This is a genomic window from Kytococcus schroeteri (assembly GCF_042433515.1).
Classification (GTDB): domain Bacteria; phylum Actinomycetota; class Actinomycetes; order Actinomycetales; family Dermatophilaceae; genus Kytococcus; species Kytococcus schroeteri.
The window spans coordinates 158,550-176,095 of record NZ_JBHLVH010000014.1; the positions used below are offsets into that span (position 1 = coordinate 158,550).

At 74.6% G+C, this 17,546-nt stretch carries 17 protein-coding genes and 1 riboswitch; of the genes, 12 read left to right on the plus strand and 5 right to left on the minus strand.

All coding sequences use genetic code 11. The features are described from left to right. On the minus strand, window positions 1-278 hold a 278-nt coding region (locus ACFFHC_RS07815), incomplete at its 3' end, for an alpha/beta fold hydrolase (protein WP_379804375.1). Between the two features lies 1 nt (window position 279). Next, complete coding sequence (locus ACFFHC_RS07820; protein WP_070705995.1) at window positions 280-1,095, minus strand: DinB family protein; 816 nt, start codon at window positions 1,093-1,095, stop codon at window positions 280-282. Window positions 1,096-1,156: 61 nt separating this feature from the next. Here ACFFHC_RS07820 and ACFFHC_RS07825 point away from each other — a divergent pair, with 61 nt between their 5' ends. From ACFFHC_RS07825 to ACFFHC_RS07840, 4 genes are all read left to right on the plus strand, one after another. Further along, window positions 1,157-2,185 carry a helix-turn-helix transcriptional regulator gene (locus ACFFHC_RS07825; RefSeq protein WP_070705993.1) on the plus strand — a complete coding sequence of 343 codons (1,029 nt, stop codon included), beginning with the start codon at window positions 1,157-1,159 and terminating at the stop codon, window positions 2,183-2,185. A gap of 18 nt (window positions 2,186-2,203) precedes the next feature. Continuing rightward, the gene (locus ACFFHC_RS07830; protein ID WP_379804380.1) at window positions 2,204-3,259 is read left to right on the plus strand and encodes a DUF2207 domain-containing protein; all 1,056 of its coding nucleotides are present in this window, start codon (window positions 2,204-2,206) and stop codon (window positions 3,257-3,259) included. 74 nt (window positions 3,260-3,333) lie between these two features. After that, complete coding sequence (locus ACFFHC_RS07835) at window positions 3,334-3,975, plus strand: TetR/AcrR family transcriptional regulator (RefSeq protein ID WP_101848914.1); 642 nt, start codon at window positions 3,334-3,336, stop codon at window positions 3,973-3,975. Beyond that, on the plus strand, window positions 3,972-5,549 hold the full coding sequence (locus tag ACFFHC_RS07840; protein ID WP_101848913.1) for an MDR family MFS transporter: 1,578 nt from the start codon (window positions 3,972-3,974) through the stop codon (window positions 5,547-5,549). The genes ACFFHC_RS07835 and ACFFHC_RS07840 overlap by 4 nt, the downstream gene beginning before the upstream one ends. A gap of 97 nt (window positions 5,550-5,646) precedes the next feature. On the opposite strand, the gene ACFFHC_RS07845 is transcribed toward ACFFHC_RS07840, so the two are convergent. Next, window positions 5,647-6,444, minus strand: coding sequence for an alpha/beta fold hydrolase (locus ACFFHC_RS07845; RefSeq protein WP_101848912.1), 798 nt, complete (start codon window positions 6,442-6,444; stop codon window positions 5,647-5,649). Window positions 6,445-6,499: 55 nt separating this feature from the next. Between ACFFHC_RS07845 and ACFFHC_RS07850 the strand changes: the two genes are divergently transcribed. The 8 genes from ACFFHC_RS07850 to ACFFHC_RS07885 all read left to right on the plus strand — a co-directional run bounded on the left by ACFFHC_RS07850 (window position 6,500) and on the right by ACFFHC_RS07885 (window position 14,853). Next, window positions 6,500-7,228, plus strand: a complete 729-nt coding sequence (locus ACFFHC_RS07850) for a glutamine amidotransferase (RefSeq protein WP_101848911.1) — start codon at window positions 6,500-6,502, stop codon at window positions 7,226-7,228. Then, a complete protein-coding gene (locus ACFFHC_RS07855; protein WP_379804386.1) occupies window positions 7,228-8,427 on the plus strand; it encodes a methyltransferase domain-containing protein in 1,200 nt (399 codons plus the stop codon). Before ACFFHC_RS07850 ends, ACFFHC_RS07855 begins: the two co-directional genes overlap by 1 nt. A gap of 12 nt (window positions 8,428-8,439) precedes the next feature. Continuing rightward, a riboswitch (TPP riboswitch) is annotated at window positions 8,440-8,524 on the plus strand. A gap of 4 nt (window positions 8,525-8,528) precedes the next feature. Next, entirely contained in the window at window positions 8,529-9,707 is a 1,179-nt protein-coding gene (locus ACFFHC_RS07860; protein WP_141494409.1) for an FAD-dependent oxidoreductase, read from the plus strand. Beyond that, entirely contained in the window at window positions 9,704-9,919 is a 216-nt protein-coding gene (thiS, locus tag ACFFHC_RS07865; protein WP_070706105.1) for a sulfur carrier protein ThiS, read from the plus strand. The genes ACFFHC_RS07860 and thiS overlap by 4 nt, the downstream gene beginning before the upstream one ends. Next, window positions 9,916-10,809, plus strand: a complete 894-nt coding sequence (locus tag ACFFHC_RS07870) for a thiazole synthase (protein ID WP_141494410.1) — start codon at window positions 9,916-9,918, stop codon at window positions 10,807-10,809. The genes thiS and ACFFHC_RS07870 overlap by 4 nt, the downstream gene beginning before the upstream one ends. Continuing rightward, on the plus strand, window positions 10,806-11,945 hold the full coding sequence (locus tag ACFFHC_RS07875; RefSeq protein ID WP_202876732.1) for a ThiF family adenylyltransferase: 1,140 nt from the start codon (window positions 10,806-10,808) through the stop codon (window positions 11,943-11,945). Before ACFFHC_RS07870 ends, ACFFHC_RS07875 begins: the two co-directional genes overlap by 4 nt. Before the next feature lie 15 nt (window positions 11,946-11,960). Beyond that, window positions 11,961-13,211: a glucose-1-phosphate adenylyltransferase family protein gene (locus ACFFHC_RS07880; RefSeq protein ID WP_101848908.1), complete on the plus strand. Its 1,251-nt coding sequence runs from the start codon at window positions 11,961-11,963 to the stop codon at window positions 13,209-13,211. A 388-nt stretch (window positions 13,212-13,599) separates the two neighbouring features. After that, the gene (locus ACFFHC_RS07885) at window positions 13,600-14,853 is read left to right on the plus strand and encodes an acyltransferase family protein (RefSeq protein ID WP_379804394.1); all 1,254 of its coding nucleotides are present in this window, start codon (window positions 13,600-13,602) and stop codon (window positions 14,851-14,853) included. Here the strand turns inward: ACFFHC_RS07885 and ACFFHC_RS07890 are convergent. Then, a complete protein-coding gene (locus ACFFHC_RS07890) occupies window positions 14,821-16,185 on the minus strand; it encodes an MFS transporter (RefSeq protein WP_379804397.1) in 1,365 nt (454 codons plus the stop codon). The two genes, ACFFHC_RS07885 and ACFFHC_RS07890, sit on opposite strands and share 33 nt — an antisense overlap. Before the next feature lie 139 nt (window positions 16,186-16,324). Beyond that, on the minus strand, window positions 16,325-17,497 hold the full coding sequence (locus ACFFHC_RS07895; RefSeq protein WP_181443109.1) for a hypothetical protein: 1,173 nt from the start codon (window positions 17,495-17,497) through the stop codon (window positions 16,325-16,327). Window positions 17,498-17,546: the final 49 nt, after the last annotated feature.

The following is a 17,546-nucleotide window of genomic DNA, read 5'->3' on the forward strand; positions in this document are numbered from 1 at the left end:
CCGACCACCACCACCGGCCCGTCGGGGCTCGTGGCGTCGATGGTGGCCAGGACGGCCCCCAGCTGGTCGTCGAGGGTGACGCCCTCGGGGTCGGGCGCGGTGGTGCTGGCCCCCGGCAGTGCTACCACATGGGCGCGCAGGTCCGCCGCCTCGAGCAGCGGGAGCAGGGCGTCCCACGCGTGCTCGTCGAGCCACAGCCCGCCGAGCAGCAGCACGGTGGTGCCGGTGGGCGCCTCGGCGGGGTCGGGGACGTCCGTGGACGGGGTGGGTGCGGTCATGTCAGGGCTCCTGGGAGGTCGGTGGGGTGGTGGGGTCGGCAGAGGTCGAGACGCCGGTGAGGGCGTCGAGGTCACGCTCGGCGAACAGCCGGTGCTCGTACTCCTCCATGAGCAGCACGTGCACCGCCTCGGCCACCGGCAGGTCCTCCACCTGCGGCCACCCGGGCTCGGCGCGCGTGACGGTGCCGGCGAGCGCCGCATCGTCGAGCGGCCGCAGGGCCGCCCGCACCTGCTCGCAGCGCTGGGACCGTTCGGCCAGCACCTCGCCCAGGCCCGGGCGGGCGTCACGCACCGGGGTGAACCCCTCGATGGCGGGCGCCTCGTCCCACGGCAGGTCCAACGGCGCGTAGGGGTCGGGCTCGCCGCGCAGCACGCGCTGGGCCCACGCCGCGTTCTTGAAGTTGAGGTGGCGCAGCGTCTGCACGAAGGACCACTCGCCGTCCACGCTGGCGTGCAGCTGGTCCCCGGGCAGGGTGCGGGCGCGCTCGATGGTGCCTTCCCACAGCTCCTCCAACCGGGCCCACGCGGCGCGGATGCCGTCGGGGTCAGTGGCGAACAGCAGGGCCCGGTCCGGGTCGCGGCGGTTCAGCTCGGCGTCGATGAGGGGCGCCACGTCCACCCCGTTGATGACGAGGTCGAACACGTCGCAGTCGATGCGGGTGTGCACGATCGCCCCTCCGCGGATGCGGGCGCCCTCCATGAGCAGCCCGCGGATGTCGGCGCCGCTGGCGTCGACCTTGGTCATGCTGGCCCCGGCCACCCGGACGTGCTGGAGGGTGGCCCCGCTGAGGTCGACTCCGTCGACGTGCTCGTCCATGCCCCCACGCTAGGGCCCTTCCCGGACGGTTCGCGTCCGTGAAGTCTGCGAGAGTGGTCCCGTGCCCGATGCCTCAGCGCGCCCCACCCATCCCGGCCCTGCCTCGGACTCCCCCACCGTCCGGGCCCTGCGCGCCCTGGACCTCCTGCAGCGTCGACCCCGCGTCACGGCCTCCGAGCTGGCCGAGCACCTGGGGGTCAGCGAACGCGCCGTGCGCCGCACCATCGCCACCCTGCGGGAGGCGGACGTGCCGGTGGGCGCCACGAGCGGCCCCGGCGGCGGCTACCGGCTGGGACGCGGCGTGCGCCTGCCGCCGGTGGTGTTCAGCCAGACCGAGGCGCTCTCCCTGGTGATGGCCGTGGTCGACGGCCGCCACGAGGCCCGCGACGAGACCCAGCCGGTGGGCGCGGCGCTGGCCAAGCTGCTGCGCGCCATGCCGGATGCCGTGTCCCAGGAGGCGACCGCGGTGCGCGACCTGGCCGGCTCCACCCCGGACCGCCGGGCCGCCCGCCCGGACCCGGCCGTGGTGAGCCTGCTCGTGGGCGCCGTGGCCACCACGCACTGCGTGGAGCTGGACTACCGCACGGAGTCCGGGCGGGTGCTGCGCGACGTGGTGGAACCGCACGCCGTGGTGGCCCGCCACGGGCGCTGGTACCTGCTGTGCCACGCCCGGCGGGTGGACGCTGTGCGCGCCTACCGCCTCGACCGCGTGACCGCGGCGCAGGTGGCCACCGAACGGTTCACCCCGCCGGCCGAGATCGACCCCGTCGCCGCCCTCGAGGAGCACCTGGGCCGCGGGTGGCGGTACCCCACGGCCGTGCTGGTCCACGCCCCGCGCCAGGAGGTGGCCCCCTGGGTGGGCGGCTCGTGGGGCGAGCTCACCGACCACCCGCAAGGCTGCCTGCTCCGGGGCACCACCCAGAACCCGGCCATGTACGCCGGGGAGTACCTGGCCCGCCTGCCGTTCGCGTTCACCGTGCTGGAGGGCCCCGAGCTGGCCGAGGCGGTGCGGGAGCTGGCCGGGCGACTCGCCGCGGCGGTGGGCGACGCCGCCGGACCTCCGACCCGGGGTGCGTCCCTGCGTGCCTGACCCTGCACACTCGGGGGGATGGACTGGATCCCGACGATCGTCGCCCTGCTCGTGGTGGTCCTGGTGGAGTGGCTCGTGCGCTCCCGGGACGGAGCCGCCACCCGCCCCGAAGCCACCGTGCCGCCCCACGTGGTCCTCGCCTCCCCGCCCCCACCGCTCACGCCCCTCGAGGCGGCACTGCTGCTTCCCCGGGGCCGCCGGGGCGTGGTGGGTGAGGTGGTGGACCTCTCCCGGCGCGGCGTGGTGGACGTGCGGCGCGGCACCTCTGGCCAGCACGAGGTCGTCGCCCGTGACCTCATCCGCCCGGTACCGGCCACCACGGGCGCGGTGGTACGCGCCCTGTTCGGCGACCCGCCGAAGGCCGTGGTCATGCCCGGCACCGACCGCTCGGCACAGCGCCGGCTGCGGCGCGTGACACGCCAGGTACGTCGCGACCTGCGCCAGCGGGGCCTGCTGCGTCGTACCTGGTGGCCCCTGGCCACGCCCCTGACCGTGCTGGGGGCAGCCGTGGTCGTGTCCCTGGCGCCGGAGCCCTTCTCCGTCCCCCTCTTCGGCCTGCTGGTGCTGCTCGCAGGATTCCTGCTGATCTCCCGCCTCGGGGGTGCCCCGCGCCTCACGCCGGCCGGACGGGAACAGGTGCGCCACCTGCGGGCGCTCGACGAGGCGCTGTCCGACCCCGGCGCAGGAGGGGGCATGTCCCTCGGGTGGTCCGCCTCCGCCTCGGCGGCGGCCGCCCTCGTGCCGCTGGCGGTGGTGCTCGGCCACCACGCCCGGGCGGCGGACGAGCTGGAGGCACAGCTCGGCCTCGCCCGGCAGGCCGGCGGGGACGGCGGCGTGGTGTCCGGTGGCTCCACGGACGGGTCCGACCACGACGACCCGGCATGGATGGGCGACACCTCCTGGCTGCACGAGGCGTGGGCCGGGGACGCGGTCGCCGGGTGGGGCGGGCTGGACGCCTTCGTCGAGTCCGGCTCGACCGACGGCGGATGGGGTGACGCCGGCGGTTCCTCCGACGGTGGGGGCGGCGACGGTGGTGGCGACGGCGGCGGCGACGGTGGGGGTGGAGGTGACTGACCCACCGCATTGGTGAGGCATCACTCACATTCCTGCACCCGTGCAGACCTTGCACTCATGCAAGAATTGCACCCATGCCCTCCTCCACCCCTCCCAACGATCCGGCGGGACCCACCTCGCTGCGCGAACGGCGCCGCCGGGAGACCTGGGCGGCCCTGCACCGCGCCGCCGCCGAGGCCGCCCTCTCCGGCGACGCCACGGCCTCGAGCGTGGAGGCCATCGCGGCCACCGCCGGCGTCTCCACCCGCACCTTCTTCAACTACTTCACGTCCAAGGACGAGGCGGTCTACGGCTACACCGAGCCGCACGTCCCCACCGAGGCGCTCGAGCGCATGGGCCCCTCCGGCGACCCGGTGGCCCAGGCCACGGAGCTGCTGCTGGCCACCATGCGCACCTCCACCCCGGAGGGCACCCCGGCCCTGCGCAAGCAGCTGATCCAGACCAACCCCGCCCTGGGGCGCTTCCGCCTCCAGGCACTGGCCCGCTCCGAGGACCTCGTCATCGAGGCCCTGGAGTCCCGGTTCGCCGACGACCCCCGCCTGGCCGACGCACCCGGCGGCCCGGCCCACGCCCTGCGCATGTGGGCCAGCCTCGCCGGCGCCGTGCTGCGTCACGCCACCACCGACCCCGACCACGTGCCCGGCGAGGCCCTCACTCCCGCCGCGGTGCGCCGCAGCATCGACCTGTTCCACCACCTGCTCAGGAGCCCCGAGTGACAGCGACCCGCTACACGCCCCCCGCCGAGAAGACCCCCACCGAGAACCCAGCGACCGGCCCGGCCCCCGGGGCCACGGCCAGCCGCGAGGAGAACTCGCGCCACATCGGCTGGATCTTCGCGGCCCTGGTCCTGGCGATGCTGCTGGCCGCCCTCAACCAGACCGTGCTCTCCACGGCGCTGCCCACCATCGTCGGCGAGCTCGACGGCGTGAACCAGATGCAGTGGGTCATCACCGCCTACATCCTGGCCAGCACCATCATGATGCCGGTCTACGGCAAGCTCGGTGACCTCATCGGCCGCAAGCCGCTGCTCATCGCGGCCATCACCACCTTCGTGGCCGGCTCCGTCATCGGCGCCCTGGCCCAGGACATGCCCTGGCTCATCGTGTCCCGCGTGGTGCAGGGCCTCGGCGGTGGCGGGCTGATGATCCTCTCGCAGGCGATCATCGCCGACGTGGTGCCGCCGCGTGAGCGCGGCCGCTACATGGGCGTCATGGGTGGCGTCTTCGCCCTGGCCTCGGTGGCCGGCCCGCTGCTCGGTGGCTGGTTCACCGAGGGCCCCGGCTGGCGCTGGGCGTTCTGGATGAGCCTGCCGCTGGGTGCCATCGCGCTCTTCGGCGCCGTCAGCTTCCTCAAGCTGCCCCACACCCCCGCCAAGGTCTCCATCGACTGGGCCGGCATGGTCGTGGCCGCGCTGGCCACCACCGGCCTCATCCTCACCGTCACCTGGGGCGGCCACACCTACGCGTGGGACTCCTGGCAGATCCTCTGGCTGATCGCCGGCACCATGGTGGCCTGGGTGCTGCTGGTGCTCGTGGAGCGCCGCGCCACCGAGCCGATCCTGCCCATGCACCTGTTCGCCCACCGCAACTTCACCCTCTCCACGGTGGCGGGCCTGTTCATCGGCATCGCGATGTTCGGCGCCCTGGGCTACATGCCCACCTACCTGCAGATGGCCTACGGCAAGTCCGCCACGGTGGCCGGCCTGCTCATGATCCCGATGATGGGCGCCATGCTCGCCACGTCGGTCTGGGCGGGCAACCGCGTGAGCCGCACCGGCAGCTACAAGACGCTGCCCATCGTCGGCTCGGCCATCATCTCGGTGGGTCTGTGGCTGCTCTCGCTGCTGGAGGTCGGTGACCCGCTGTGGCACGTGTGCGCCGCGCTCGCGGTGCTGGGCGTGGGTCTGGGCCTGTCGATGCAGATCCTCGTGCTGGTGGTGCAGAACGCCTTCCCGCTGCGCGAGGTGGGCACCGCGACGGCCGCCAACAACTTCTTCCGCCAGATCGGCGCCACCCTCGGGTCGGCGCTCGTGGGCTCGCTGTTCACCCAGCGCCTGCACGACCTGGTGGCCGAGCGGCTGCCGATGAAGCCCGGCCAGGGCGGTGGTGCGGAGTCCTCGCTGACGCCCGACCGCATCCAGCACCTGCCGGGCCCGATCCGCGAGGTCATCGTGGGTGCGTACTCCGACGCGCTGACGCCGATCTACCTGTGGCTGGTGCCCTGTGGCCTCATCGCCACCGTGCTGCTGTGCTTCATCCGCGAGGACGAGCTGCGCACCACGCTGGACTGACGGGTCCGACGCCGTAGCCCGGCCCGGACGTGCCCCGGCCCCGCTCCCTGCGACAGGGGGCGGGGCCGGGGCACGCGCGGCGCCGGGTGCCGCCGGTTCAGGTGAGCGTCTCGAGCAGGAAGTTGCGCAGCGTCTGGTGGAAGACCTCCGGCTTCTCCGAGTGCACCCAGTGCCCGGCGCCCTTCACGGTCACCAGCCGCACCTTGGGGAAGAGCTCCTCCATCGCCGGGCGGTACTCCTCCTGCACGTAGTCGGAGTCGCCACCGGCGATCCACAGCACCGGCCCGTCGAACTGGCGCTCGCGCAGCTCCTCGGGGAAGCCCATGACCACCGGCAGGTTCTCCAGCAGCATCGGCAGGTTGGCCTTCCAGCTCCAGCGGTCGCCCTCGGTGCGGGTGAGGTTCTGCAGCAGGAAGGCGCGGGTCGTGTAGTCGGGCACCTGCTCGGCCAGGGCCTCGTCCACCTCCTGGCGGCGCTCCATCGAATCCAGGTCGAGGGCCTGCAGGGAGCCCAGCAGGTGGCTGAACTCGCTCGCGTTCTCGCTGTTCACCGGGGAGATGTCCACCACCACCAGGCGGTCCACCATCTCCGGGAAGAGCAGCGCCACGGCCATGGCCACCTTGCCCCCCATCGAGTGACCCACCACGTTGGCCGCCCCCTCGGGCCAGGTCTCGCGGACGGTGGCCTCCACCGCGCGGGCCATCTCCCGGTAGTCGAACTCCTCGGTGTGCTCCGAGGCGCCGTGGTTGGGCAGGTCGACCAGCAGGGAGCTCGCGTAGTCCTGCAGGTCGCCGGCGACGGTGCGGAAGTTGCGTCCCTGTCCCATGAGGCCGTGGAGGAAGACGATGCGCTCGTCCCCTCCCTCGACGAAGTGGGTGTTCAGGGTGCTGGCCATGGGGGTCTCCTACCGGGTTTTCGAGGGCGTGCACAGTGTGCCGCACAATGGGGCGATGCTCCCCTTCCTCCTGCTGTCCACGCGCGCCGAGGACGACCTGGCCCACCAGGAGCACGAGGCGGTGGCACGCCACATGGGGGTCCCGCCGGAGCGCGTCGTGCAGTGGCGCCTGGAAGCCGGGCCGATGCCGGGGCTGGACCTCGGCCGGTGGGCCGGCGTGATCATCGGCGGCAGCCCGTTCACCGTCTCCGACCCGCCCGGGTCCAAGGACCCCGTGCAACGCCGGGTGGAGGCCGACCTGACCGCGGTGCTCGACGCCGTGGTGGCGGCGGACTTCCCCACCCTGGGCCTCTGCTACGGCATGGGCGTGCTCGGCGTCCACCAGCAGGCCACCGTGGACACCACGCACGGGGAGCAGCTCGCCGCACCGGTCGTCACCCTCACCGAGGCCGGTGCCGACGACCCACTGCTCGAGGGCGTCCCGCGGCAGTTCCGCGCGTGGGTGGGCCACAAGGAGGCCGTCGCCACCCCCTCGTCGGGGATGACCGTGCTGGCCGGCTCCGCGGCCTGCCCCGTGCAGCTGGTCCGCGTGGGCCGACACGTGCGCGCCACCCAGTTCCACCCCGAGCTCGACGCCGAGGGGCTGGCCGCCCGGGTGGCCGTCTACGCCCACCACGGCTACTTCGCCCCCGAGGAGGCGGCCGACATCGTGGCCGCGGCCCGCACCACGGACGTGTCCGCCTCGCACCGCCTGCTCGCCCGCTTCGCCGTGCTGTACGGGTGATGGGCGTGGACCTGCGCTCGACCCCTCCCCTGCACTGCGGCCACTTCTCCGCCGGACGGTGCCGCTCCTGCACGCTCATGGGCACGCCCTACGCCGACCAGCTGGCCGCCAAGGATGCCGCCGTCCGCGAGCGCCTGGGCCCCCTGGTGCCCGACCACGTCTGGCAGGAGCCGCTGCCGAGCGCCGCCGCGGGCTTCCGCAACAAGGCCAAGCTGGTGGTGGGCGGCACCGCGGGTGCGCCCACCCTGGGCATCCTCGACGCGGACGGACGCGGGGTGGACCTGCGCACCTGCGGCCTGCACGAGGCGGCCCTGGCCACCGTGCTGGACCGCCTCGCGCGCTTCGTGACCCGCGCTGCCCTGCCGCCCTACGACGTGGCCCGCCGCCGCGGGGAGCTCAAGCACCTGGTGCTCACCGCCTCCCCCACCGGGGAGCTCATGCTGCGCCTGGTGCTGCGCACCACCGGGCCGTTGGAGCGGGTCCGGGAGCACCTGCCCGGCCTGTTGGCCGACCTGCCGCGGCTGCGGGTGGTGAGCGCCAACATCCACCCCGAGCACAAGGCCACCCTCTCCGGTGCGCAGGAGGTGCCACTCACCGAGGAGACGCTGCTGTCCGTCCCGATGGGGCCGGTGGTGCTCCACGTGGGCCCGGATTCCTTCCTGCAGACCAACACCGCCGTCGCGGCGGCCCTCTACGCGCAGGTGACCGACTGGCTCACCGACCGTGGTGCGGCCACGGTGACCGACCTGTACTGCGGCGTGGGCGGGTTCGCGCTGCACGCGGCCGCCGCCGGCATCGAGGCGGTGGGCGTGGAGGTCTCGGCCGATGCGGTGCGCGGCGCGACCCGCGGTGCGCGGGACCTGGCGGGCGTCCCGGGCGCGGCGGGGGCACGCTTCGTGGTGGCCGACGCCTCGGACCCCGCGGCGGTGGTGGCCGCGGCCGGGGCCACGCAGGCCGTGGTGGTCAACCCGCCGCGGCGTGGCCTGGGGCCGGACCTGCCGGTGCTGCTCGACGGCCTCTCGGCCGCCGCGGACCCGGCCTCGCCCACGGGCACGCTCGTCTACTCCTCGTGCAACCCCGTCACGCTGGCCACCGACCTGGCGGCGATGCCGCACTGGCAGCCGTTGTCCGCACGGCTGGTGGACATGTTCCCCAACACCGACCACGCCGAGGTGCTGGTGCTGCTGGGCCCGCGTTAGGGTGCTGGCCGAACCACGGGAGCCCTGGAGCCGGGCTGAGAGGGCGAGGCATCGCCGACCGTCGCACCTGATCCGGGTCGTACCGGCGGAGGGAGGTCGGCGTGCACAGCGCCATCCAGCAGCAGCCCCAGGGGCCGGCGGACGTCGTCGTGCTCGGCGGCGGACCGGTGGGGGCGGCCACCGCGCGCCTGCTGGCGGCCGACCACCGGGTCGTCCTCGTCGATGCCGGGGAGCACCTCCGTGCCGCGCACCGTGCCGCCGGGATGCTGGCACCCACCAGCGAGTTCCGCACCACCGAGCCGGAGGTGCACGCGCTCGCCCTCGACGCGATGGGGCGCTGGCCCGGTGAGGCCGCCGCGCTCGAGACCGAGACCGGCATCGGTCTGGACCTGCGCACCGCCGGCACCCTCCACGTGGCCCTGGGCGCCGACGACCTGGCCCGCACCACCCACCTGGCCGACGCCGCTCGGGCGGCCGGTCTCGAGGCCGCGCCCCTGGACCGCCGGTCCCTGCGGCGCGCCGAGCCGGGGCTCTCGCGCCGAGTGGCCGGCGGGGTGGCCGTGCAGGGCGACCACCAGGTGGACCCGCGGCGGCTCGTGACGGCGCTGCGGGCCTCCTGCGCCGCCCGCGGGGTGCGGCTGGTCGATGCCGCCGGACGCCTGGCCGACGACGGCTCCGTGGTGCTCGCGGACGGCTGCACGCTGCGGGCCAGCGTGGTGGTGGTCTGCGCCGGGCACCGCACCGACGCCCTGCTGCCCGGTGCCCTGCCACCCACCGGCGTACGCGCCGTGGCCGGCACCGTGCTGCGCCTGCACGGCACCCCCACCGCGCCGGTGCCCAGCCACGTGCTGCGGGGCCGCGTGGACGACCGCGAGGTGTACCTCGTGCCCCGCACCGACGGTGAGCTCGTGGTGGGGGCCACGAGCGTGGAGCGGGGCACCGACGAGCGCGTGCCGGCCGGCGAGGTGCTCGACCTGCTCGGTGACGCCGCCGCGCTCTACCCGGGCGTCCGCGAGATGCACCTGGCCGAGGCGCTCAGCGGCCACCGGCCCACCCTCGCCACACCGGGCCCGCTGCTGCGCGAGCACACGCTGCCCGGCTCCGACGGCCCGGTGCGGGTGGTGCTCTCCACCGGTCACGGCCGCCACGGTGTGTTGCTGTGCCACCGGGCCGCCGCTGCCGCCGCCGCCGCGGTGCGCACGTCGGCCCCGTCCGTCGCCCGGACCCCACCAGCCCGTTGGTCCCCGTCCGTCCCGTCCACCCTCGAGGAGGCCTCGTGAGCACGCCCACCACCATCCGGTTCAACGGCACCGAACGCACCGTGCCGCCGGGCACCACCCTGGAGCAGCTGGTCACCGAGGTGCTCGGCCCGGGTCACGCCGGGGTGGCCGCGGCCGTGGGCCAGCAGGTGGTGCCCGCCGGTGCGTGGGGCCTCACGGTGCTCGCCGAGGGTGACCAGGTGGAGCTGCTCACCCCGGTGGCCGGCGGATGAGCACCGAGCCGAGCCCCACCCCGACGACGACCGCTCCCACCGCACCGCCCGGTATCCCCTCGCACACCCCGCTGGAGGACCCGGGCTGGGAGGTGGCCGGCACGCGCCTGACCTCCCGGCTCGTCACCGGCACCGGGGGCGCCACCCACCACACTCTGCTGGCCGACGCGCTGCGCGCCAGCGGTACCGAGGTGACCACCGTGGCCCTGCGCCGCGCCGACCTGGCCGGCGGCCCGTCCCTGCTCGGCGTGGTCCGCGACCTGGGCCTGCGGGTGCTGCCCAACACCGCCGGGTGCCAGACCGCCCACGAGGCCGTGCTCACCGCCCGGCTGGGCCGGGAGGCGCTGGGCACCGACTGGGTGAAGCTCGAGGTGGTCATGGACCACGACACGCTGCTGCCCGACCCGCTGGAGACCGCCGAGGCTGCCGAGCAGCTCGTGGCCGACGGGTTCACCGTGTGGGCGTACACCTCCGACGACCCGGCGCTGGCCGCGCACTTGGAGGACCTGGGCTGTGCCGCGGTGATGCCCGGCGGCTCCCCCATCGGGTCCGGGCTGGGCGTGCTCAACCCGCACAACATCGCGCTCATCTGCTCGCGGGCAGGGGTTCCGGTGGTGCTGGACGCCGGCATCGGCACTGCGAGCGACGCCGCCCTGGCCATGGAGCTGGGGTGCGACGCCGTGCTGCTGGCCACCGCGGTGCACCGCGCGCACGACCCGGTGACCATGGCCGCCGCCCTGCGCGAGGCCGTGCGGGCCGGCTGGTGGGCGCGGCGGGCCGGGCGCATCCCGCGCCGCGAGCGGGCGCTGGCCAGCAGCACGCTGGAGGGCATGGCGCAGTTCGGCGGTCCCGGGGCGGGCGACGGCGCGGACTGGGAGCCCGAGCAGTGAGCACCGCCCCGGGGCCGGGCCACCGAGCCGCGCCGCTGGACGCCGCCACGAGCCGCCGCTACGTGCGCCAGCTGGCCCTGCCCCAGGTGGGTGCCACCGGCCAGGCCCGGCTGGCGAGCGCCCGCGTGGCCGTCTTGGGCGCCGGCGGGCTCGGCTCCCCCACGCTGCTCTACCTGGCCGGCGCCGGCATCGGGCAGATCACGGTGGTGGACGACGACGTGGTGGACCTGGGCAACCTGCACCGCCAGGTGCTCCACGGCGAGGCCGACCTGGGCCGCCCCAAGGTCGACAGCGCCGCCGACGCGGTGGCCCGCCTCAACGGCACCGTCACCCTGCGCACCGTGCCCACGCGCCTGACGCCGGACAACGCCACCGCCCTGCTGGCCGGGCACGACCTCGTGCTCGACGGCTCGGACTCCTTCGCCACCCGCGACGCGGTGGACGCCGCCTGCGCCGAGCTGGGTGTGCCGCACGTGTGGGGCGCGGTGAGCGGCACCACCGGCCAGGTGAGCACCTTCGACGCCCGGCGCGGGTGGCGCTATCGCGACCTGTACCCGCCGGCCGAGGAGGTGCGCGGCGCCCCCTCGTGCGCGCGGGGCGGGGTGCTCGGCCCCGTGTGCGGCCTCGTCGCCTCGTGCATGGCCGCCGAGGCGGTGAAGCTGCTGGTCGGGGGCGGCGAGCCACTGCTGGGCCGCCTGCTCGTCGTGGACGCCTGGACGATGGCGGTGAGCACCTACACGCTGCCGCGCGGCGAGGTGCCCACTCCGGGGACCGAGGGCGGCGACGCGGTCGAGGACGCCACGGACGCCGGCCCGGACGGCGCGTGGACCCCGGCGGCCCTGCGCCGCGCGCTGGCCGGCGAGCACCCGCCGGTGGTGGTGGACCTGCGCGACCCGGCCGAGCGCACCGTCGGCATCCTGCCCGGGGCGGTCTTCCTGCCGTTCGAGGAGGTGCTGCGCGGCGACCACGACGCCGCCGTGCACGGCGCGGTGCTGCACTGCGCCAGCGGGATGCGCTCCGGGCTGGCCCGCGACGCGGTGCGTGCCCGCGGCGGTGAGGTGGGGCACCTGGTGGGTGGATGGGACGCGTGGGCCGATCCGGGGCAGACTGGCCGCCGGACCGACCCCGCCACCTGACCCCAGGAGGGACCGATGACCCGCACCCCCGCGCCCGACGCCCCGCGCGTGCTCGCGATCGTCCAGGCCGGTGGCCAGGGCTCGCGCATGGAGGTGCTCACCCAGGAGCGCGCCAAGCCGGCCCTACCCTACGCCGGGTCCTACCGGCTGGTGGACCTCGCGGTCTCCGCGGCGGCCCACGCCGGCATCAGCGACGTGTGGGTGAGCGTGCAGTACATGGCCAGCACCCTGGACGACCACCTGCAGCACGGCCGTCCGTGGGACCTGGACCGGGTGCGCGGCGGCTACCGGCGCATGGTGCCCGAGAGCGGCCACGCGGACGGCCCGGCGTTCTCCGAGTCCAACACCGAGGACCTGCTGGCCGTCCGCGACGCCGTCGAGGCGCACGGCCCGGACGTGGTCATCACGCTGAGCGCCGACCAGGTGCTCGTGGCCGACCTCGCCGAGGCGGTGGCCGCCCACACCGCCTCGGGGGCCGAGTGCACCGTCCTCTCCCTGCCGGCCTCCCCCGAGGTGGCCCGCCACAAGGCCGTGCTCACCCTCGACGGCGAGCGCGTCACCGACATCGCCGAGAAGCCCGAGGAGCCCGGCGACGACCCGGAGATCTCCGCCGAGGTGGTCGTCTACTCCTGGCCGGCACTGCGCGAGGTGCTCGATGCCGTGCGCGCCGACCGCGCGTCCTGCCCCGGCGACCCCGCCGAGGCGGACGACGACGGCCCCGGCGACCTGCCCGAGGAGGTGTTGCCCCGCCTCGTGGAGCGTGGCTCGGTGCGCCGCCACCGGGTCGAGGGCTACTGGCGCGACATGGGCCGCCCCTCGGCCTACCTGCAGGGCCACCGCGACCTCGTGGCCGATCCCGACCAGGTCTTCGCCACCGAGCACCTCGTGGTGCGCAGCAGCCACCGCGACCTGCCCCCGGCCCTGGTGACCTCCACCGGTCGGGCGAGCGACGCCCTGCTCTCCCCCGGCTGCCGCGTGGCCGGCACGGTGGAGCGCAGCGTGCTCGGCCCGGGCGTGGTGGTCGAGGAGGGTGCCACCGTGGTCGACAGCGTGCTCTTCGACGAGGTGCACGTGGCCGCCGGGGCGAGCATCTCCACGGCGATCGTCGACGAGGGCGTGCAGGTGGGTGCGGACGCACGGGTCGGTGAGCCCGGGCCGGACGAGCTGGAGGACGAGCACATCGTGCTGGTGGGCCGCCAGAGCACCATCGGCGAGGGCGTGGAGCTGGCCCCCGGCGCCCGCCTGGACCCCGGCACCACCGCCTGAGGGGCCCTCAGCGGCGGCGCACCCGCCGACCGAGGTAGCGAGCCACCCGCCCGGCCTGCGAGCGCACGCGCGTGGGCGATGCTGATCTCCACCTTGATCGGCGAGCGCCGCAGCGCCGCCCCCGGCTCCGGGTGCTGCAGGGCCCGCTCCAGGAAGTACAGGGCCGTGGGCGCGGGCATGAGAGCGGCGGCCGCGGTGCAGTCGGTGCAGCCCCATCCGCACGCCGCCGACCCCGCCGTCGTCGCCGGTACCCGCCGCGTCGTGTCCACCGCCGTCCCCGGGCTCGGGCTCGGCGATCACCACCAGCCACCCCGTGCCGTCCCTGCGCTGCTCCGTCGTGCTCACCCGCATCGGGCCCTCCTGCCCTGTGGCAGTGCACAATGCGCGCATGACCAACGGGGGCGCCACACGCGCACGCGACCACGTGGTGGACATCGTCCGCCTCGCGGCCATGATCATCGTCGTCTGCATGCACTGGTGCTACCTGCACCTGTGGATGGAGGACGGCCTGCAGCTGGAGCTCGCGCTCTCCGGTCCCGTGGTGTGGGCCCTCACCTGGCTCCTGCAGGCCATGCCGGCCTTCTTCGTGGCCGGCGGCTTCACCAACACCCTGCTGGTGGACCGCTGGCGCGCCTCCGGAGACCCGCTCGGGGCCTACCTGGGCCTGCGCGCCCGACGCCTGACCTCGCCGGTGCTGCCGCTCATGGGGGTCACCCTGCTCGTGGTGGTGGTCGGCGGGCTCATCGCCCCCGGCCTGGCGGTCACCATCGGCGACCAGATCGCCAACCCGCTGTGGTTCCTCTCGGTCTACCTGCTGTGCACCGCCACCGCGCCGCTGGCGGTGTGGGCCTTCGACCGCACCGGGTGGGCCTCGGCGGCGGTGCTGCTGGCCGCCGCGTTCGGCGTGGACGTGCTGCGCTTCTGGGGCGGGGTCGACCTCACCGCGCTCAACCTCGTGTTCGTCTGGCTGTTCTGCCACCAGCTGGGCGTCGGCTACGCGCGCCGCCGCGCCTTCGCCGCCCCGCTGTGGCAACTGGGCCTGGTGGTGCTCGCCTGCGTCGCCGCGCTGGTGGCCATGGTGGTGCCGGGTCCCTGGTTCCCCACCAACCTGGGCGTGCGGGACGCCCCGGTGAGCAACCTAGCCCCGCCCACCGCCGCCCTGGCCGTGCTCGGCATCGCGCAGTGGGCCGTGCTCACCGCGGTGGGCCGGCGCCTGCTCGGGTGGTCCCCCGGCGAGCGGTGGCGGCGCCGCATCGGCACCGGCAACGCACTGGCCATGCTGGTCTACCTGTGGCACGTACCGGCCATGACCGTGATGATCGGCATCGGCATGCTCGCCCCGGACCTGCTGCTCCCCCGCAGCATCGCCGGCTGGTGGATGGTGCGCCCGGTGTGGTTCGTGCTCTCCGGCGCGATGCTGGCGGTCATGGTGTTCGGCGCCGTCCGGTGGGAGGTGTGGTTCTCCCGCTTCGCCACCACGAGCACCACCTGGCGCGGCGTGCTGGGTGCGGTGCTCGGCGGCGTGGCGGTCCACCGCCTGTGGCAGCTCGGCTTCGGTCTGACGGCCGAGCAGCTGGCCTGGGCGGCGGGCCTCGTGCTGGCGGTGGTGCTACTCAGCGCGGGCCGACGAGTGGAGGCCTGAGACGCCGTCCACCACCTCGGTGTGCGCGCCGGCCAGGCCCACCTCCTGGTCCAGCGGGTGCCGCAGCTCGTCCCCGCCCAGGTCGGCCAGCATGTGGCAGGCCAGCCCCACCAACGGGATGCCTACCGACGGCAGGGCGAAGACCACCCAGGTGGGCAGCACCTGCGCCACCGGGCCGGCCAGCGCCATCGAGACCGGCATCATGGCCAGCGAGACGAAGAAGTCCAGCGAGCTCACGCGGCCGAGCATGGACCGCGGCACCCGGCGCTGCAGCAGCGTGCCCCAGATGACCATGCCCGCTCCGTCGCCGAGGCCGAAGACGAAGAGCACCAGGCCCATGAGCCAGAAGCTGTCCGTGATCGCCAGGGCGAAGAAGGGCACCGCCGCCACCGACCACACCGTGATCATGACCGTGAGGTAGCGCCGCGGCAGGCGGCGGGAGCTCACGCCGATGGCCCCCACCGCGGCCCCCGCACCCAGGCACGCCAGCAGCAGCCCGAAGGTGTCCGGTCCGCCCCCGTGGCGCGTGACGATGAAGGGCAGCAGCACCTCCATCGGCCCGATGAACAGGAACACCGCCACCACCGACCACACGAGCGTGGCCGCCAGCCAGGGGGTGCGCCAGGTGTACGCGGCGCCCTCGGTGAAGTCGCGCCAGACCGACTGGTCCGGTCCCTGCTCCTCCACCGGCAGCGCACGCCGGAACAGCCCTCCGGTGCGCAGCGCCAGCACGCAGGCCACGGCCCCTGCCTGCGCCACGGTCACCACCGCCATCGCCGCCGAGGGCGCCACCGCCCCCACCACGAAGCCGGCGACGGCCGGACCGGCCGCCTGCTGCAGCACCGGGCGGCTCGCGGCCTCCAGGCCGTTGGCGGCCAGCAGCTGGTCGTCGTGCAGCACCCGCGGCAGCAGTGCGGAGTAGGCCGGGTTGTAGATGCCGGCACAGGCCATGGCCAGGAAGGCCGCGACCATGAGCTGCCACATCTGCAGGGCGCCGGTGGCCCCCAGCAGCGCCACCACCCCGCCGACGACGGCGAACAGCAGCGAGCAGCCGGCCAGCAGTCCGCGCAGGGGCAGCCGGTCGGCGGCCACGCCCCCGACGAGCGCGCAGAGCACCAGCCCGATCGAGCCCACGGCCGTGACCACCGAGAGGTCCACCTCGCGGCCGCCGAGGCCCTTGACGGCGTAGACCAGCCCCACGGTCCACACCCCCGCGGAGAACGAGACGAGCAGCAGGCTGGTGGCCAGCAGGCGGTAGTCCCGGGTGGCGAAGGGGGCCAGGAAGCGCGGCAGGCCCGCCCCGGGGCCGGGTGCGGTCTGGGCGGCGGTCACGAGGCGGCTCGCTGGGTCATGGGGCTCCTGGGGTGGGTGGACGGGTCGGTGGGCCGGTGGACCCAGTGTGCGGGAACGGCCACGCCGGGGGCACCCGCGGTGAGCGGGTGCCCCCGGCGGGGCGGTGCGACGGGTCGGGTCAGCCGGCCATCTCCGCGCCACCAGCGCCCGTGGCGCTGGCCGCGCCGGCGTCGAGCAGCTCCTGCGGCACCTCGGTGAACTGGTCCGGCTTGGCCGGCGCGCCCTCCTGGCCGTATTCGATCTTCAGGCCGAGCGGGCCGTCGCCGACCTGCTGGACGAACTCGTCGTAGTCCTTCTTCTCGGTGGCGTCCAGCGAGGCCGGGTCCACGAAGTCCTTGACCTGGGTGAAGTCGAGGTCCAGGCCCTTGAGCTGGTCGCCGTCGAGGGTCACGTCGATGGTCGCCTTGGCGTCGTCCTTGATGGCCTTCTTGTTCTCCTCGGTGAGCGTCGGCAGCTTCTCCGAGGGGTCCGTGATGTTCTGGTTCACGATGGCGGCGAAGTCGTCCCAGCTCTCCTCCACCGGCACAGCCACGTGCACCACGTCTCCCTCGCGGGTGAACTCGCCGTGCTCGTCCATGAAGGTCTTGAGGTCCTGCTGCATCTTCAGCTGCTGCTGGGCGGACACCTCGGTGCCGCCGGTGGCCTCCTTGGTGAGGTCCTCCAGGGTGAGCCCCTGCTTCTGCAGCTCGGACTCCACCTGCTCGGAGGAGACACCGACCCACTCGCCGGAGAGGGCCTTGGTGAGGAACTGCATCGAGGGGTCGTCGGCCGGGGCACCGGAGCCGCCGGTGAGGCCCATCTTGAGCTGGTCGGCGGTGAACAGGCCGGTCTCCTGACCGATCTTGTCCACGTCGGCGCGCATGTACATGCCGCCCTCGACCTGGCGGAACTCGACCTTTCCCTCGCCGATGTGCAGGGTCATGGCGGTGTCGAGGTCCTTGGCGTCCTTCTCCTCGGAGAGGGCCTGGTCGCGCGAGTGGGTCGAGACCGTGATCTTGGACTTGGGCAGCAGCTCGGTGACCTTCTCCACGGCCATCCGGTCGTCAGAGCTCAGGGTGGAGGAGTCGGAGGACTCCGTGAGCTTCTTGAGCGACTCCGAGGAGCTGTCCAGGGAGATCGTGGCCGTCTGGTCCTTGGCCTCGTTGGCCTTGTCGAAGGCCTGCGACACGGCGGCCTTCGGGTCGGAGTCGGCTTGGGCGGAGCCCCCGCCGCCACCGTTGTCCTCGTTGCACCCGGCGAGCACCACGGTGGTGCTCATCGCGGCCAGCAGCGTCAGGGTCGTGCGCTTCATGGTGCCCCCTCGGGGTCATCGGCGTGCCGGCTCTCGGCACCTGCCCCAA

Coding starts and splice junctions, on each gene's coding strand:
- ACFFHC_RS07850 (WP_101848911.1), top strand. CDS start 6,500: ATGCTCCCCTTCCTCCTGCTGTCCACGCGCGCCGAGGACGACCTGGCC.
- ACFFHC_RS07845 (WP_101848912.1), bottom strand. CDS start 6,444: ATGGCCAGCACCCTGAACACCCACTTCGTCGAGGGAGGGGACGAGCGC.
- ACFFHC_RS07870 (WP_141494410.1), top strand. CDS start 9,916: ATGAGCACCGAGCCGAGCCCCACCCCGACGACGACCGCTCCCACCGCA.
- ACFFHC_RS07895 (WP_181443109.1), bottom strand. CDS start 17,497: ATGAAGCGCACGACCCTGACGCTGCTGGCCGCGATGAGCACCACCGTG.
- ACFFHC_RS07820 (WP_070705995.1), bottom strand. CDS start 1,095: ATGGACGAGCACGTCGACGGAGTCGACCTCAGCGGGGCCACCCTCCAG.
- ACFFHC_RS07880 (WP_101848908.1), top strand. CDS start 11,961: ATGACCCGCACCCCCGCGCCCGACGCCCCGCGCGTGCTCGCGATCGTC.
- ACFFHC_RS07830 (WP_379804380.1), top strand. CDS start 2,204: ATGGACTGGATCCCGACGATCGTCGCCCTGCTCGTGGTGGTCCTGGTG.
- ACFFHC_RS07885 (WP_379804394.1), top strand. CDS start 13,600: ATGACCAACGGGGGCGCCACACGCGCACGCGACCACGTGGTGGACATC.
- ACFFHC_RS07855 (WP_379804386.1), top strand. CDS start 7,228: ATGGGCGTGGACCTGCGCTCGACCCCTCCCCTGCACTGCGGCCACTTC.
- ACFFHC_RS07835 (WP_101848914.1), top strand. CDS start 3,334: ATGCCCTCCTCCACCCCTCCCAACGATCCGGCGGGACCCACCTCGCTG.